The organism is Sulfitobacter sp. 1A15258 (assembly GCF_043557045.1).
Taxonomy (GTDB): domain Bacteria; phylum Pseudomonadota; class Alphaproteobacteria; order Rhodobacterales; family Rhodobacteraceae; genus Sulfitobacter; species Sulfitobacter faviae.
In genome coordinates this window covers 23930-41076 of the sequence record NZ_JBIFFK010000008.1, presented here as the reverse complement: position 1 = coordinate 41076, position 17147 = coordinate 23930, and the positions used below count along the sequence as shown (strand labels likewise).

Sequence of the window (17147 nt, the reverse complement as noted above, 5' to 3'; positions counted from 1 at the left end):
ACCGCGCGGCCCTTTCGACTTCCAAAACGTAACAAACAGACTTTCTGAAAAGGAGAGCCGATGGCCGGATCATCCGCCGTGCTGGAGGACAGCAGCCTCCTCAGCCGCCTCGACCGGGGCCTGCTGAAGCTGGAAACCTTCTTTGCCCTGATCTCGGGGCTTGCCGTTTTCTCACTGATGATACTGGCCGTCTGGTCCGTGGGGGGGCGCAAGTTCTTTTCCACGCCGCTGGCGGGCTATGTCGACTGGATCGAAGCGGCGATGCCTTTCATCGCCATCATGGGCATCGCCTATACCCAACGCATGGGCGGCCATGTGCGCATGGACATCCTGATCGGCCAGCTGAAGGGCCGCGCGCTTTGGGCAGCGGAACTGCTGTCTGTCGTGCTGATCCTTTTGCTGATGCTGGCGCTGACATGGGGCGCTTGGGCGCATTTCGACCGCAGCTTTGACATGAACGCCCCGATGTGGAGCCGCGACAGTTCGATCGACATCGGCCTGCCGATCTGGCCCAGCAAGCTCGTGGTGCCGCTGGCCTTCGTCGTTATCTCTCTGCGGCTTTGCCTGCAAATTTGGGGCTATGGCCGGGCCTTGGTGCTGGGGCTGGAACGCCCCGTGGCTGTGCCGCTGGTGCAATCGGCGGCGGAACAAGCAATGGCCGAGGCCGAACAACTGGATGGACGTGACTGATGGATCCTATTGAAATCGGCCTTTGGGTTTCGGGCGGTATGCTCGTCATGGTGGTGCTTGGCATGCGGGTGGCCTTTGCCGCGGCCATGGCTGGGCTTGTCGGCCTGATCTGGATTTTCTGGGCCAAGAAGGGCATGGAGTGGGACCAGCTTGGCTGGGCGCTGACCGTGGCGATCAAAACCGCGGGCCAAGTGCCGCACTCGAAGGTATCGAGCCAGACGCTCTCGCTCATCCCGACCTTCATCCTGATCGGCTTTCTCGCCTATTACGCGGGCCTGACCAAGGCGATCTTTGAGGCGGCGAAACGTTGGTTCGCCTGGGTGCCGGGCGGTTTGGCGGTCTCGACCGTTTTCGCCACGGCGGGCTTCGCGGCAGTGTCAGGCGCGTCGGTCGCGACGGCGGCGGTCTTTGCCCGCATCGCCATCCCCGAAATGCTCAAGATCGGCTATAACAAGCAATTCGCAGCCGGTGTCGTGGCGGCAGGGGGCACGCTGGCCTCATTGATCCCGCCTTCGGCGATCCTTGTGATCTACGCGATCATCGTGGAGCAGGACGTGGGCAAGCTGCTGCTCGCGGGCTTTATCCCGGGTGCCTTCTCGGCGGTGGTCTATGCGGTGTTGATCATCGGCATCGCGATGATCTGGAAAAGCGTCGGCCCGCCGGTGCGCGGCTTTACATGGGGCGAGCGTTTTGCCTCGCTCCCCGCTGCGATGCCGATTGTTGCCGTGGTCGTGATCATCATCTTCTTCGTCTACAACCCCTTCGGCGACGCTTGGGGCACCCCGACCGAGGGCGGGGCCGTGGGCGCCTTTATCGTCTTCTGCATGGCCGTCTTCCGTGGCATGCGGCTGGCCGAGTTGAAGGACGCGCTGCTAGAGACCGCGAAGTTGACGGTGATGATCTTCACCATCATCTGGGGCGTGCTGATCTATGTGCGCTTCCTTGGCTTCGCCGATCTGCCGGGCGCTTTTGCCGACTGGATTTCCTCGCTCGAAACCTCGCCGATGCTGATCCTGATCTGCATCCTCTTGGCCTATGCCGTGCTGGGGATGTTCATGGACGCCATCGGGATGCTGCTGCTGACGCTGCCGGTGGTCTATCCGGCGGTCATGGCGCTTAACGGGGGCGAGATGGTCTCGGCCGCCGACAGTGCCTTTGGCATGTCGGGTCCGATGTGCGCGATCTGGTTCGGCATTCTGGTGGTGAAAATGGCGGAGTTCTGTCTGATCACCCCGCCAATCGGCCTCAACTGCTTTGTCGTCGCGGGCGTGCGCCCCGACCTCAGCGTGCAGGACGTGTTCCGCGGCGTGATGCCCTTCTTCATCGCCGACGCGGTCACCATCGGCCTCTTGGTCGCTTTCCCGCAGATCGTGCTCTGGCTGCCGTCCCTCGCGGGATAAGCGGCCCTAGCCACCGGGCTTTTCCGCGGCGGGCTCATCCGCCGCGGTTGCCGCCACATCGGGAGCGGATTTGTCCAGAAAATGCCCGATCATGTTGAGTGCGGTCACGTTCTCGCAGATCACCTTGAAAACCACGAGGAAGGGCACCGCCACCAGCGCGCCCGCAATCCCCCAGAGCCAGCCCCAGAAGACCACGGTGAGGAACACCGCCACCGTGTTCAACTCCAACCGCCGCCCCACGAGGTAGGGGGTGATGAATTGCCCCTCGATCCCGGTGAGGATCTGATAGCCAAGCGGCGCGAGGATGGCATAGCCGACACTGTCGAAGGTCGCGATGGCATAGGCCCCCACCAGCACCGCGCCGATCACCCCGCCGATATAGGGCAGGAAGTTCAGCAAGAACGCCGCCAAGCCCCAGACGTAAGGCACGGGCAGCCCAAGCGCGAAAAGGTAGAGCCCCACCGAAATGCCCAGGCCTGCGTTGATGATGGTGATGGTCAGCAGGTAGCGCGAGACGCGGCGCTCCACGTCATAGACCGCTTTCAACGCGCGTTTCTTGCCGGTGAAGGTCTGAAAGGACTGCACGAGCTTGAGGTAGAACAGATCGCCCGAGGCGAGCAGGAACAGCGCCAAGACCAAGGCCACAGCCACGGTGCCCCCGATCCGCGCGCCGGTGTTCATGGCGTTGTCCAGCAAGCCGGGCTGTTTGACCACCACCTCTTCGGGCCTCCCGCTGCCATTCTCGGTGCCGATCTGTTCGACCTGTTCAGTGGCCGAGCGGACATCCTCGACCGTTTGCGCCCAGCCCTGCAGCTTGCGCCGTATCTCATTGCCCATGGTGGGGATTTCGTCAGACCAAGTCGCCACGGTGCCCGCCGACAGGCCAGCCAGCACAAAGATGATCAGCCCGACACAGCCAATCAGCAGCACGGCACCCAATGGGGCGGAGATGCCGAATTTCTCGAAAGAGCGGATCAGTGGGCTGAGCGTCAGCGCAAGGAGGAAGCCCAGCAGGATCGGCAGCAGCAAGTCCTTTGCGAAATAGGCCGTCACGAAGAGGGCGATCAGAACCAGCACCTCCAGCAGCCGTCTGATCGCGGCGATATCGTTCAATGTCTTCCCCCCAGATGCCCTGCGCATACGTCAGGAGGCTAACGCGGAACGGGGGGAAAAGTTCATTCGCGGCTAGGGGGCCACCGCTTGCAGCCGCAAAGCCTGCCCGCCAAGGGCGCGAAAGGCACGTTGGCGGCAGGTCAGGACGATGATCTGCATATCCCCCGCCTGCCGGTGCAGCGCGTCGAACATCCGCTCGATCCGGTCGTCATCGGTAAAGACCAGCGCGTCGTCCAAGATCACCGGTGCGATACGCCCCGCCCGGGCCAGCATCCGCGCGAAGGCCAGCCGCACCAGCAGGGCCACCTGTTCCTGCGTGCCACCCGAAAGCACCTCGATCGGCTCTTCCCGGCCCTCACGGATCAACGCATGGGGCAGGAGCGATTCCTCGCCCCATGTCAGTTCCGCATCGGGCCAAAGCAGTTGTAGCAGCGGTTTCAGTTCCTTGACGATGGGGGTGAAATAGCGCTCTCGCGCCTCGTTCCTCGCGTCCTGCAAAGCCTCTTGCAGCCGGGTCAGCACCGCGACCTCATGGGCGATCCGGGCAAGGGCCGCTTCGGCGGCTTGCAATTGGTCTTCGGTCTCGGCCAGCCGTTCCTCCACCGCGTCGCCCGAGGCGCGGGTGATGCGTTCGCTCAGCCGGGCCAGCAGGGGGTGCAGGCGGGCGATCTCTTCTCGGGCCTGTGTCTCGACCGATTCCGCGCGGGTGAGCGCGGCCTGAAGGCTGGCCGCATCCGGCGCGTCCTTGGCCTTCTCTGCATGGGCGAGGCGGGCGGCCTCCAGCGCGGCGGCAGTGGTGACGGCTTGGGCGGCGAGGTCTTTTTCGGTGACATCGCCCAGCTTGGCCTGCTGCGCCTCGGCGCGCTGCAACCGGTCGTTGAGCGAGGCAAGCTGCGCCTCTCTGCCCGCCGCATCGGCCTTGGCATCGGCCAGCGCCTCGGCGGCGGTCTCACGCGCGATGCGGCAGCGCTCATGTACGGTCTGCGCGGTTTGCAGCGCGTCTTCGGCCTGCGCAAGATCGGGCGCGCCCGAGACCTCTTCCGGCGCAGGAATGGCGGCGAGCGCTTGGTGCAGCGCGTCGATCCCATCGGGGGCGAGGCTGGCCAGCACAGCTTTCGCCTCTCCCTGCCGCGCGGCGGCCTCGGCACGCGCAGCACCGGCGGCGCGGGCCTGCGCCAGATCAGCCGCGCCGATCTCGTCGAGGGCGGTTTGCAACCGGGCCGCGGCGGCGTCGACGGAGCCGTCCTCGCCGCCGCCCGCGCCCGGCTCGATCTCCAAATCGCCGATCCCGTCGATCCGCAGGGTGGTGCGGCGCGGCAGGGGCAGGGGGGCGCCATCGGCCAAGGGGCCGTCATCGCCGTGGATGGCGCCTGATTGGCCGGGGGCGTAGCGAACCGTCACCTGCGGGGCCGCGGCGTCGCGGGCGGCGCGGCTGGCAGAGAGTTCGGCGGAAAGCCTTTCCAACCGTTGCAGCGCCGCGGCGTCCGGGCCGGATTTGGCGGCGGCAGCGGCGCTCTCCATCCGGCGGCGGGCGTCTTCGGCCTCTTTGATGCGCGCTTCAAGCGCTTGGCGTCGGTCAGCACCGTCGCGCGCGGCACGGGCGCGGAGGGCGTGGCGGTGGTCATCCTCGGCGGTCTTGAGCGCCGTTCGGGCCTCGGCGGCGGCGGCCTCTGCGGCCTCCAACGTGGCGCGGCGGTCTGACAGGGCGGCGCGGGCCGCCTCCACCGCTTCGCGTGCTGCGGCCTCAGCGCGGCGGGCGGCCTTTTGCTCGGCCTCTCCGGCGCGGTAGCTGTTGAGACGCGATGTGGCATTATCGGCGTTGAGCCGGGCCAGTTCCACGGCCCGGCTCAACGCTTCCATCTCTTCCGCGTGGCGGGTCGCGGCGGCATGGGCGGCGCGGGCGGCCTCTAGTTTCTTGCGGCGTTCGGCGACGACCTCGGGCGCTTCAAGCTCGGCCAAGGCGCGCCGCGCGCGCTGGCGTTCGGCCAAAGCGTCTTGCAACGCGCGTGCGGTCGCGGCCAGTTGATCGCGCGTGGCCGCCAGCGCCTCGACCTGATCCTGCGCCTCTTTCCACGGCCCGCCGGTGCGGGGGCGTCCGGTGCTGGTGGCGTATTGGGCAAGCTCTTCGCGGCATTGCGCCAACGCCTTGTCCATGCGCCGCCCGCCGGTCATCGCCTCCACCTCGGCCCCGACCGAGGTCATCAGATCGCGCCGCGCCTCCAGCGCCAGTTTCTCTTCCTTGGTCGAGCCGCCGGTCAGCGCGGTCATCCCCTGCCGCACCCAAATCAGCCCCGAGGGGCCGCCCGCATCGCCGCCCAAAAGCTGCGCGATCCATGCTTCGGCCTCATCCGCCTGCGCGATCAGCTTGCCATCGCGGTGCACGGTGGCGAGGGGCTTTTGAAACCAGCGTTTGTGCAAGGCAAAACTGCCCGCCTCGGTCTCGACCTCGATGGTCACCTCGGGCGCGCCGCCTGCATGGGGGCGCAGGGCCGATACCTCTTTGTCGCGCGAACCGAAGGGTTTGAAAAACAGCGCCTGTATCGCGTCGAAGAGGGTGGATTTGCCGTGCTCATTCGGCTCGCTCAGGACATTGATCCCATCGCCGATCCCAGTGACCTGTGCGGGGTCGGTGAAACGGCGGACGTTGTTGAGGGTGATGGCGCGAATTTTCATGTTTTCGCCCCCTGCACATAGGCATGAAGCCGGGCCAGCGCATCGGCGGCCACGTCACGGTCGGATTGGGGAAGGGTCTCGGACTGCGCCTCGCTCACCAAGGTTTCCGCCGCCATACGCAGCGCGCCGCCGCGGTCGATCTCATCAAGGTCCGCGGCCTCATACTGGGTGCCCAGCCCCTCAGTCAGCAATTCGAAATGGGCGAAATCGGGCGCGCAGGCTTGGGCCGCGTGGGCAAGAGCCGCGCGGTCGGGAAGGCTTGCCCAGCCCCCCGCCTTGACGCGCAGGAGGTGGTCCCGGCGGCCTGTCTCGGGCAAGAGCGCCTGCAAAGCCGCCGCGACATCTTGCCGGGGATGCAGCGTAACCTCGGCCTCAGACCACAGGAAACTGCCGGTCTCGACCTCTTCGACCTTGGGGCGCGCGCCGGGGCCTGCGATTTCGACCGCAAGGCAGACGCCACGGCGCCCGTGTTTGAACCGATCCTGCTCGGGCGTGCCGCAGTAGTGCACCCGGTCAGAGACGGCCATCCGCCCGTGCCAATCGCCAAGGGCGAGGTAGTCAAGCCGCGCGCGCTGGTCCCGGTCCGGCGCGATGGCCTCTCCGCTGTCAGTAAAATCGGTCACCCCGCCATGGGCAAGGCCGATGCGCAGATGGCCTTCGGGGCTGTGCATCCGGTCCAGCGGGGCGCTCGGGTCACTGGCACCTGCGCGAAAGGCGACGGGGCAGGGCAGCAGGCTGACACCCTCGGCCATTTCGATAGGGGCGGCTTCGGTGAGGGCGCGCAGATTGGGCGGCGCATCGCGGGCGATGACCTCCCACAGGGGTTCGGCATCGCGCAGGTTGTCGTGGTTGCCGGGCAGGAGCCACCATGTCACCTCCGCCGCCTCGCCCATGGCGGTCAGCGCCTGCCGCAACACGGTGGCCGAGGGCGTCGCAGTGTCGAATGTATCGCCCGCCAAGAGCACATGCGCCGCCCCGTGATCCCGCGCGGCCTGGGCCAGTTTGGCAATGGCGCCATGCCGCGCTTCCATCAGACGCCCCCGGATATTGCCGTCAGGCGCTTGCGGAATATTCGCGAATTTGCGCCCGATATGCAGGTCGGACGCGTGGATGAAGCGGAATGTCATGCGGGGGTCCTGAATGGCTTTGGCGAAGGGCGGGGGTTCAATAGGCAGAGGGCAATGGTCGATCGGCTGCGCGGCCAGCCGGGGCGGCCCATCGCTGCCTCCCCATTCATCGCAAACTCAGCGCGGAGTGCAAGGCCATGCAAAATATGCGGGAATTTCTGGCACTCGGCAGATTGCGCGCTAACTATGCCCGAAACGCGTTCGAAACGCAGCGGCGCCATTGCCCAAACCCGACAGTTCCGAGATAGGATACCATGTAGACCCGCATTCGAAATCCGCCCCAACGTGGCGGGCACCGCTTGTCAGCTGCGGGCGTCCTTGCGCCCTTCGGCCTGTCGACCAGCACATTCCATTGGATAGAAGACCCCCCAAGATGAACCACGACTTTGAAAGAATCCTCCAAGCTGCGCCGTCGCCTTTTGTCTTGTTGGACAGTGAGCTTCGGGTGGTCTGGGCCAATGACGCCTATCTGCAGGTCACGGACCGCCAGTTGGAACGGCTTATCGGGAAAGTGCTGTTCGAAGAGTTCCCCTCCGACCCCGAAAGCGAGTCGGGGCGGATGCTGCGGGCGTCTTTCGAGCGGGTGTTCCGCGATGGCACCACGGATCACCTGCCTGTCATTCCCTATCCGATCGACACGGCCGACGGCAAAACCGAAGACCGCTATTGGAGTGCGACCCATACGCCGATCCTGGGCCCGGAAGGGGAGGTGGAATTCCTTTTGCAACACACGCAGGATGTGACCGAAGCCTATATCGCAGAGACCCCCGGCGAAGAGCGAGCGGGCTCTGCCCATGCCGCCGTGATGCGCCGTGCACATGAGGTGACGCAGCAGAACCTAGAGCTTGATACCGGCATAAGCCTTTTCAAGATGATCTTCGAACAGGCGCCGAACTTCATGGTCACCCTTATGGGGCCGAACCACGTCTTCCGGACGGTCAACGCCGCCTATATGCAATTGGTCGGCCAACGCGAGCTAATTGGCAAACCAATCCGCGAAGCCTTGCCAGAAATCGCGGGACAGGGCTTTTTCGAAATGCTGGACGAAGTCTATCGGACCGGCAAGGCTTTAAGCCAGCATGGGGCCGAGGCGTGGCTGCAACGCAGCGCTGATGGCCCGGAGGAGCGTGTCGTCGTCGATTTCGTTTTCCAACCGCTCGACAATGTGCGGGGCGAGACCATCGGCATCATGATCCAAGGCAATGACGTGACCGCCCATAAGCTTGCCGAAATCCGGCTGCGCGAGGCCGAGAAACGGTTCCGCACCATGGCGCATACCATGCCGGTTCATGTCTGGACCGCCACCGCCGATGGACATTTGGACTGGATCAGCGATCAGGTCTATTCCTTTTCCGGGGCCGAGCCGGGCAGTCTGGTGGGGGATGCTTGGCCGACGATCATTCACCCCGATGACCGTGCGAAGGCCTTGACGACTTGGGCCCATGCGGTGGAAACTGGATCGGTCTATCAAACGGAATTCCGGCTGCGGCGGGCCGATGGGGCCTATTGCTGGCATCTGGTTCGGGGCGCACCGATTAAGGATGAGCATGGCGCGCTGATCCGATGGGTCGGCACGAACTCCGACATCCACGAGCAGAAAGAACTCTCCCGCCAACTGGCCGATTTGAACACGACGTTGGAAGAACGTGTCGAGAAGCGCAACCGTGAGTTGGAAGAGCTGCACGACCGATTGGCCCAGAGCCAGCGGGTCGAGGCGGTAGGCAATCTTGCCGGTGGCATCGCCCATGACTTCAACAACCTTCTGCAGGTGATGACCGGCAGCCTGACCATGGCCGCGCGTGAGATTACCGCGGATTCGCCCGCACGGGTGCGGATCGATGCGGCAATGCGCGCGGTGGAGCGCGGTGCGTCGCTCTCTTCCCAACTGCTTGCCTTCAGCCGCCGCCAGCCGTTGCAGCCCCGCTCGATCGACCTGCGCGATCTGCTGCGGGATATCGACGACATCATGCGCAGCGCCTTGGGCGAGGGGATGGAGGTCGAGATCGACACGCCCGAGGCCCTCTGGCCCGCCTATGCCGATGCCGCCAGCACCCAGAACGCGGTGCTGAACCTCGTTATCAATTCGCGCGACGCGATGGAGGGGCGCGGCAAGCTGAGGATCGCTGTCGAAAACCGGCACGTCGGCCCCGAAGAGCTTTTTGGTGAGCCTGACATGGTGGCGGGCGACTATGTTGAGGTCAAAATCATCGACCAGGGGCCCGGCATCCCGGCCGAGACGCTGGCCAAGGTCTTTGACCCTTTCTTTACCACCAAACCCGTGGGGAAGGGCACCGGGCTGGGCCTGTCCACCGTCTACGGCTTCGCGCGGCAATCGGGCGGGCGGGTGACCATCGCCAGCCGCCCCGGCGCGGGCACGACGGTGACGTTGCTGTTGCCGCGGGCCGAGACGGCGGCGGAACCATTGCAGTGGCACGACCCATCCGAGATCGCAGGCGGGAGTGAGACCGTGCTGCTGGTCGAAGACGACGCCGAGGTGCGCGACGCCACCGCTGCCTTGCTGACGGATTTGGGCTATAGCGTGCGCACCGCAGAAGACCCCACCGCGGCGCTCAAATCAGCGCGGCAAGCGCCGGACTTCGACCTTGTGATATCGGATGTCGTCATGCCCGGCGAGTTCAGCAGCCGCGAGATGGCCGAAACCCTTCAGGCCGAGCGGCCCGATCTGCCGATCCTGTTCATCTCCGGCTATTCGCGCGATGCGATCGTGCGGGATGGCAGGGTCGACGCCGGGGTGCAGTTCCTTGCCAAACCCTTCACCAAAGACGCTTTGGCGATCAAAGTGCGCGATGCGCTGTCTTCGGCTCCGGTCACCTCGACCAAGACCGAGACCCCGGCGCAGGAGCTGCCCGACCGGCCCCGTCATGTGCTGCTCTGCGAAGACGACGCGCTGATCCGGCTCGATCTGGCGGATATCCTCAGCGGGCTTGGCACCGAAGTCACGGAAACCGCCTCGGGGCAGGAAACCTTGGACAGGCTGCAAGCTGGCGCGTACGACGCGCTGCTGATCGACGTGGGCCTGCCAGATATCTCAGGCGAAGAGGTGGCGACCCGTGTCCGGGCAACGCATCCCGATATGCCGATCATCTTTGCCACTGGCCAAGCGGAAGTCCCCGCCGCCGAAGCGCTGGGCCGTTGTGCCGTGGTGCAGAAACCCTTCGGTGACCGCGACCTTGAACGGGTTTTCACGCGTTTGGGCATTCTGGCGGAAACGGCGACGGCGGTATGACGGGGCCAGCCGCGCTTCGCGACATCCCGCGCGGCGGTGGCTGCGGCTTAAGAACAGCTTGCGCCACCCCTGCAAAGCCGTGCAGAAGGCCGTGACCCAAAGACGGAGCCCGCCGCATGCGCGACCAAAAGCTCACCCACGCCGAGGTTTACCGCGCCGCGCGCCTGAGCGTGGCGCCGATGATGGATCGGTAAGTATTTCTTTTTATCGTTTAATTTCAGCTACTTGAGTGTCATTTCAGAGGTTTTTAGCGCTCTAGTAGAAGAGTTGGGCGCTCAAAGGTTTGAGCTTAGTTTCCAAAATTGATCGCCGCACCGGATGGGGCTCGATGCCGTCGAGGGCAATGGCTGGGGGAGGTTCGTCTGAGGCTTAGAGCAGGAACTCGGCCGGGAAATCGCGATGCGCGCAACATTTTTCTGCGCCGGCGCGGCCTGTGCGGTTTTGCTCACCTACGCATCGGCGATACTCTGGTTGGAATAGTTGAGTGGAACCTTTCTGCCGTTCGCTGCAGGCGCTCAGTTTTCTCTGCGGATGTAAGAACTTGGGGATAGAAAGCAGAAATCCGTCATTCGCTGCGTGCTGCGTTAACGCCGGCTGACAGGACTGAGCGGACTTTCATTACTTCTGCAGCGAAACGTTGGATCAAACTCTTTCTACCATTTGATTGACGCATGATCGTGTCGACGATATCTGCCGTCTTATGGAAAACACTACGACCATCGCAATGATTTGGTGGCTGGCCTCCTGACAGGGTGGCCGGATTACTAAACCTATTCCGAGGCCGCCACACGGGCGGCCTTTTGTTTTCCAAGCTTCCCGATGCGCTGCCTCTCAATTCATGAGAACACGCAAAATGAACAGACCAACCATCTTGACAGGCGATCGCACGACGGGACCACTTCACATCGGGCACTATGCAGGCTCACTTTCAAGCCGGCTGCGCTACCAGGACAGCCATGAACAATTCCTTCTGCTGGCGGATTCCCAGGCCCTGACAGACAACGCGCATGATCCAGAGAAAGTGCGTCGTAACGTGATCGAGGTCGCGCTTGACTATCTGGCCGTTGGCATTGACCCCGGTCGCACGGCCATCTGCCTGCAATCGCAAATTCCAGCGCTGGCCGAACTGTCGATGCTCTACCTGAACTTTGTCACGGTCGCGCGGCTCGAACGCAACCCGACGATCAAGGATGAAATCCGCGCGCGTGGGTTCGGGCGCGATATTCCCGCCGGGTTTCTCTGTTATCCAGCGGCACAGGCTGCGGATATCACGGCTTTCAAGGCAACTGTCGTTCCGGTCGGCGAAGACCAGGCCCCGCTCATCGAGCAAACGAACGAAATTGTGCGGCGCATTAATGCAGTCGCAGGTTGCCTCGTGCTGCCCGAGGCTCGGGCAATCATCCCCAAAGCGGGTCGGTTGCCCGGTATCGACGGCAAGGCCAAAATGTCGAAATCCAGTGGAAACGCCATTGTGCTGTCCGCATCGCCAGAAAAGATCCGAAGCGCTGTTCGGGCAATTTTCACCGATCCGAGCCACCTGCGTGTTGAAGACCCGGGCTGCATCGAAGGCAATGTCGTCTTTGCCTATCTCGATGCTTTCGATCAGGACCAGGACGAGCTTGCCGAACTCAAGGCACAGTATCAGCGTGGAGGACTTGGCGATGGCACGATTAAGGCGCGTCTGGAAGTTATCCTGCAAGACCTCATTGCCCCAATTCGTGAGCGCAGGGCACAACTCTCCGAGGACCGGGGATACGTTCTTGAGGTAATCAAAGAGGGCACGGAACGGGCGCGTGAGCGAACCGAGGCGACAAAACGCGAGGTGTTGAATGCCTTAGAGTTATTCCAACTGTAGGTGAGCCGCGTTGAACGATCGGGATCAAGGTCTGTTTCGTCTCGATAGCGGTCTGACCATGTGGCCTGGCCTTAAGGGGAAGTCGATTAAATCAAGATCCCAGAAATGCCGCGCGTCGTTCCTGGAGCGCGCTGCAAAGGTAGTCGACGAAGAGCAGGACCCGGCGCACCCGGCGCAGATCGCTGTGCAAGAGAACCAAGGTCGAACGCCGCTGGTCGAGTTCGGTGCCGGGAACGCGTTGTAGCTCGGGGAAGACTGCCGTGACCCAGGTTGCAAGGAAGGTCATCCCCGCGCTGGCGCGGACCAAGTGCAGATGCATTTCCGGGTCGGGCACAGAGTGGCGGACGCGCGCCTCCGGGAAGGCGGATTCTGCGATCATGGTAGAAAGCTCGGGCACGTCCCCGTAACCGATCCAGCTCAGACCGCGCCCCTTGCGGTCTGCCGCAGGTAGCACCCGGTCGATATAGTCCCGCGATGCCACCACGCCGATCGACAGTGGAAAGAGCTTGCGCCCCACCGCATCGTCCTCGATCGCCGCGGAGTGGCGGATCGAGACGTCAGTCTCATTCCGAGCGATCGAGTCGAGCGTATAGGCAAGCCGCAGCTCGATTTCGATCTCAGGATAGAGCGCGGCAAATTCGGCCAGCACCGGCGCCAGCAGGTAATGCGCTGTCATCGGATCGGCCGACAGCCGGATGCGCCCCGTAGCCTCGCGGTCGAGCCCCTGCACCGCGTTGAACCCCTTGAGCAATGCCGCCTCGGCTTCGAGCGCCTGCGGCAGTAGCCGCCGCCCGGCTGCCGTCAGAGACAGGCCTCCCGCGTCAAGAAAACCGGGCTCGATTAGGACGGCGCGGGAGACCACCTCGGGGCGATGGCCGAGGTAAGCCGTGGCCAGCATCGCGCCCCAAGAATGGCCGATCAGCAGAACGGGGTTGCCGCCCTGCGCGGTGATCAGCGTATTGAGATCGGCAAGGCGATCCGCCATGCCCAGCCGCGCTTCTGTCACCCGCTCCGACAGGCCCGCGCCGCGCTGGTCGTAGAAAAGGACGCGGTAGGTGTCGCTTAGCGCCTCCAGCGCGAGCAGAGACCGATGGTCGCCGCCCGGACCGCCATGTAGCACAACGGCGAGCGGTGCGCCTTCCGCTTCGGCGAAGCGGCCATGCAGCAGGACGCCCTCACCATAAAGCCGGGGCAGCGCGGGGTCGTATACAACCGTGGTGGGAACCTGCGGCGGCACCCGCGTGATCCACATCAGCGATGTGAAGCCGATGGTAAAGAGAGCAATGACGATGACGATCAGAGAAATCATGGGGCGCAGAATAAGGGTTGTCCTTAGATAATGTCTTCGGACATTCTGCAGCCGCCGGTTCGGCAACGGCATGACCGGGCGCATCAGGATCTTGACCCCGGAGGACAGACGCATGTCGGATCAGACCATGGCTGCCGGGTTCGCATCGGCCTTTCTCGACTATGCCGTGGCCGAGGGTGCGCCGCGCGCGGGCCTGCTTGCGACAGCAGAACTCTCCGAAGACGCGCTCGGCGATCAGGACACGCGCATTCCCGTTTCCGCCTATCAGGCCCTCATTGCCGCGGGGATCGAGGCCGTGGGTGACACGTCGCTGCTTCTGCGCCACGTGCTGGAAACCCGGCTGGAGACCATGTCCATCGTCGGGCAGATTGTGCATGCCTCCACTTCCTTTCCGCACAGCCTCACTCAGCTCAATCGCTACGCGCGGCTCATGGCGGATGTTTCGATCCCCGGCAGGCAGGACCGCTTCGGAATCGCGCGCGAAGGCGGCGCGGTCTGGCTGATCGATCACCGCCCCTGCGATGGAAGCTGGATGGCGACGGAGGCGAGCTTTGCACGGTTCATCTCCGAATTCCGCCGCTCTGCTCCCGAACACCCCTTCGAGCAGGCGCTGGAGGTGACATACGCGCCGCCGCCCCATGCCAACCGCTACCCCGATCTGTTCCGAGTGCCGGTGACCTTCCGCGCCGCGCGCAATGCGCTGCGTATCAATCCGGTCTGGCTCGACGAGGCCTTCGACGGCGGCAAGGAGTATGTCTTTGGCGTCTTCACGCGTCATGCCGACGGGCTGCTGGAGGAGCTTGCGGCGCAGGAGACCGTGCGCGCGGCCGTCGAGACGCGGATGCTGGCCGACTTGCACGAAGGCACGCTGTCGATGGACCACATCGCACGCGATCTCGGCATGAGACGGCAGACCCTTTACCGCCGCCTGAAGGACGAGGGGATCACCTTCGCGCAGGTCCATGATGACCTGCGCCGGCGGATGGCGATGGATTACCTCAGCGCGCGCAAGGTCTCGGTGGGGGAGGCGGCCTACCTGCTGGGCTTCTCCGAGGCATCGGCCTTCGTGCGGGCCTTTCGGCGCTGGACCGGGACAAGCCCGACCGCCTGGCTTGCCGGTTGATACCAGCGGTCAATCGGTTGATCCCTGCGGTCATGCCGTCGACCGTCACGAACGCGTAGACCCTCCCTCGACACAACACACGGTCGAAGGAAACAAGATATGAAACCGATGATGATTGCCCCGCTTTGCCTGACAGGATTTCTGGGCGCCTGTGCCGACATGGGCACGAATGTGGATCCGCTCCTCGACGGCGCGCCGAACGCGCAGTTCCAGAGCGACCTGTCCGACTGCCGGAGTCTCGCACGCAACCAGAAGCAGCTCGATCACGAGACGATGGCCTCAGCCGCCATTGGCGCCGGGATCGGCGGAGCCCTGGGCGAAGCGGACAACGATGGCGATGCGCTCGGCGGGGCTGTTGCCGGCGCACTGGCCGGCGCCGCGATGGGTGCGTCCGAGGCCAGTGAGGCGCGCGAAACAATCGTCTTGAACTGTCTGCGCAGCCGCGGCCACGCGGTTGTCAATTGAGGGAGGGGGCGATGCACGACATCCACACGCGCATGATCGGCCTGCACCACTTTCTGACGGGCGGACCGCGACAGCCGTCATGGCGGTCCACCTATCCGCCGCGGCACCTCTGGGGCGATATCGGCCTGCCGCTGGATCAGACGCCCGAAGAGCGGTGCTCCCGCCTGGCGCGCATCTTTCGGTGGCGGTGAGGGCGGGCCGATGACCCAGACCCTCGCCTTCGCCTACGCCGGCCTGACCGCGTTGCCGGTGCTAATGCACTTGGCCAACGCGGCGGGCGCCCCTTTCGGACGGCTGACGGTCGGGGGCCGCTTTCCCGGCTGCCTGCCGCCCGCCTGGCGCGTGCTCGCGCTGGTACAGGCGGCGCTGCTTTGCACGATGGCCGGGGCGGTGCTCGCCCGGGCCGGTATTGGCCCATTGCCCGTGGCCGTCCTGTTCTGGCCCGCGGTCGTCCTGACGCTGCTGTCGCTGGCCGCCAATGCCGCAAGCCCCTCGCGCCCGGAGCGCCTGCTCTGGACGCCGGTTCTCTTCCTCATGGCCGCCGCCGCGCTTGGCGTCGGCTTCCTTTGGCCCGGAGACGATCCATGAACGTTCTCATCGCTGGTGCGACTGGCTACCTCGGACGCTTTCTCTGCGCCGAATATGCGCGGCGCGGGCACCACGTCACGGCGCTGGTCCGCGATACTGCCCGGGCCGAAGGGCTTGCCGATGTGCTGGTCGAGGCCGAGGCCACCCGACCCGAAACGCTTACGGGCGTCATGGACGGCGTGGAGCTCGTCGTATCGTCACTCGGGATCACCCGGCAGGCCGACGGGCTGGGCTATCGCGAGGTCGACTTTCAGGCCAACTTGAATCTTCTGCGCGAGACAGAGGCGGCGGGCGTGAAACGCTTTGCCTATGTCCATGTGCTGAATGCCGACGCCATGGCCGGCGTGCCGCTGGTCGATGCCAAGGCTGCGTTTGTCGAGGCGCTCAGTGCCTCAGACATGCCGGCGACGGTGATCGCGCCGACCGGGTATTTCTCGGACATGGGCTGGATCTTCGCGATGGCGGGGCAGGGCCGTGTCTGGTTGTTCGGCGATGGATCGCAGCGCCTCAACCCCATCGACGGCGCCGATTTGGCCGAGGCCATCGCAGACGCAACCGATGCCGGCCGGGGGTGGGCCGAGATCGGCGGCCCCGACGTAATGACGCAGAACGAAATTGCGCTTGCGGCCTTTGCCGCGCTGGGGACCGAGCCGCGCATCACCCATCTTCCGGACATCCTGCGCCGCGCCGCGCGTGCCGTTCTGCCGATCCTGCCGCGCCGCATGAGCGGCCCCGCGCGCTTCTTCCTGACCGCGCTCGGGATGGACATGGTCGCGCCCCGCTTCGGGACGCGGCGCCTCTCCGACCATTTCGCACGCCTCGCCGATGCGGCAGACCACCCGAAAGGACACCGTCCATGACCCTCCGAATAGCCGGCGGCCTTGCCGCCCTAATCTGCGCTGCGACCTACCTTGTCGGCTTCGTCATGATTGTCACCGTGTTCGCCCCTCTGGGCTTCGGCTCGGGCGACGTCGACACCGCCGCCGCCGCCGTCGTCGCCTTCAACGCGGAACGCCCGGACGTGATGATCGCCTGGAATACCGTGATCTACATCGTGAACGCGCTTGCGCTCGCGGTGCTCGTCGTCGCACTCCGCCAGCAGATCGCCGTCGCGCGGGCGGACGCCGCTGTCCTGACCGGAACACTCGGCGTGATCTGGGCCACGCTCGTCCTCGGCGCCGGGATGATCGCCAATGTCGCCGTCGTACAGACCTACGCTCTGACCGACGACCCCGAAGCCGCGGCCGCCCTGTGGCAGACCCTGCACGCCGTCGAACTGGGCCTTGGCGGCGGCAACGAGATCGCCGGCGGCGCCTGGATTCTGGCGGTCAGTCTCGCGGCGCTGAAGGATGGCACCTTCGGCCGTGTCACCGCCGGGATCGGCGTCCTCAGCGGTGCTGCAGGGCTCTTGACCATTCTGCCGCGCCCCGGCGATATTATCGGCGCCGTCTTCGGTCTTGGCGCCATCGCCTGGTTCGTGGCCGTCAGCGTAGCGCTCCTGCGGGTCCGCCAGAAAACGCTCGGCAAGCGGGTCGCCGCCTGACCCTTGGGGCACTG

At 64.8% G+C, this 17147-nt stretch carries 14 protein-coding genes; 10 read left to right on the top strand and 4 right to left on the bottom strand.

Features of this window, described 5'->3' with window-relative positions; all coding sequences use genetic code 11:
• Window positions 1–60: 60 nt before the first annotated feature.
• On the top strand, window positions 61–690 hold the full coding sequence (locus tag ACGYK9_RS15505) for a TRAP transporter small permease subunit (protein ID WP_067260512.1): 630 nt from the start codon (window positions 61–63) through the stop codon (window positions 688–690).
• Window positions 690–2090, top strand: coding sequence for a TRAP transporter large permease (locus tag ACGYK9_RS15500; protein WP_394400591.1), 1401 nt, complete (start codon window positions 690–692; stop codon window positions 2088–2090). The genes ACGYK9_RS15505 and ACGYK9_RS15500 overlap by 1 nt, the downstream gene beginning before the upstream one ends.
• 6 nt (window positions 2091–2096) lie before the next feature.
• Here ACGYK9_RS15500 and ACGYK9_RS15495 read toward each other — a convergent pair whose 3' ends face one another.
• From ACGYK9_RS15495 to ACGYK9_RS15485, 3 genes are all read right to left on the bottom strand, one after another.
• Window positions 2097–3203, bottom strand: a complete 1107-nt coding sequence (locus tag ACGYK9_RS15495) for an AI-2E family transporter (protein WP_231886248.1) — start codon at window positions 3201–3203, stop codon at window positions 2097–2099.
• Between the two features lie 72 nt (window positions 3204–3275).
• Entirely contained in the window at window positions 3276–5876 is a 2601-nt protein-coding gene (locus tag ACGYK9_RS15490; RefSeq protein WP_394412775.1) for a chromosome segregation protein SMC, read from the bottom strand.
• A complete protein-coding gene (locus ACGYK9_RS15485; protein WP_394412772.1) occupies window positions 5873–7003 on the bottom strand; it encodes an exonuclease SbcCD subunit D in 1131 nt (376 codons plus the stop codon). The genes ACGYK9_RS15490 and ACGYK9_RS15485 overlap by 4 nt, the downstream gene beginning before the upstream one ends.
• 373 nt (window positions 7004–7376) lie before the next feature.
• Between ACGYK9_RS15485 and ACGYK9_RS15480 the strand changes: the two genes are divergently transcribed.
• Window positions 7377–10250: a response regulator gene (locus tag ACGYK9_RS15480; protein WP_394412769.1), complete on the top strand. Its 2874-nt coding sequence runs from the start codon at window positions 7377–7379 to the stop codon at window positions 10248–10250.
• Between the two features lie 853 nt (window positions 10251–11103).
• Window positions 11104–12105 carry a tryptophan--tRNA ligase gene (gene trpS, locus ACGYK9_RS15475; protein ID WP_394412766.1) on the top strand — a complete coding sequence of 334 codons (1002 nt, stop codon included), beginning with the start codon at window positions 11104–11106 and terminating at the stop codon, window positions 12103–12105.
• 91 nt (window positions 12106–12196) lie between these two features.
• Here trpS and ACGYK9_RS15470 read toward each other — a convergent pair whose 3' ends face one another.
• Complete coding sequence (locus tag ACGYK9_RS15470; protein ID WP_394412763.1) at window positions 12197–13414, bottom strand: alpha/beta fold hydrolase; 1218 nt, start codon at window positions 13412–13414, stop codon at window positions 12197–12199.
• Window positions 13415–13526: 112 nt separating this feature from the next.
• On the opposite strand from ACGYK9_RS15470, the gene ACGYK9_RS15465 reads away from it, so the two are divergent.
• From ACGYK9_RS15465 to ACGYK9_RS15440, 6 genes are all read left to right on the top strand, one after another.
• Complete coding sequence (locus ACGYK9_RS15465; RefSeq protein ID WP_394412760.1) at window positions 13527–14537, top strand: AraC family transcriptional regulator ligand-binding domain-containing protein; 1011 nt, start codon at window positions 13527–13529, stop codon at window positions 14535–14537.
• Window positions 14538–14636: 99 nt separating this feature from the next.
• Entirely contained in the window at window positions 14637–15002 is a 366-nt protein-coding gene (locus ACGYK9_RS15460) for a glycine zipper family protein (protein WP_394412757.1), read from the top strand.
• An 11-nt stretch (window positions 15003–15013) separates the two neighbouring features.
• Entirely contained in the window at window positions 15014–15193 is a 180-nt protein-coding gene (locus ACGYK9_RS15455; RefSeq protein ID WP_394412754.1) for a hypothetical protein, read from the top strand.
• A 10-nt stretch (window positions 15194–15203) separates the two neighbouring features.
• Window positions 15204–15590, top strand: coding sequence for a hypothetical protein (locus tag ACGYK9_RS15450; protein ID WP_394412751.1), 387 nt, complete (start codon window positions 15204–15206; stop codon window positions 15588–15590).
• The gene (locus ACGYK9_RS15445; RefSeq protein ID WP_394412748.1) at window positions 15587–16450 is read left to right on the top strand and encodes an SDR family oxidoreductase; all 864 of its coding nucleotides are present in this window, start codon (window positions 15587–15589) and stop codon (window positions 16448–16450) included. Before ACGYK9_RS15450 ends, ACGYK9_RS15445 begins: the two co-directional genes overlap by 4 nt.
• Window positions 16447–17133: a hypothetical protein gene (locus tag ACGYK9_RS15440; protein ID WP_394412745.1), complete on the top strand. Its 687-nt coding sequence runs from the start codon at window positions 16447–16449 to the stop codon at window positions 17131–17133. The genes ACGYK9_RS15445 and ACGYK9_RS15440 overlap by 4 nt, the downstream gene beginning before the upstream one ends.
• The last annotated feature ends 14 nt before the right edge of the window (window positions 17134–17147 follow it).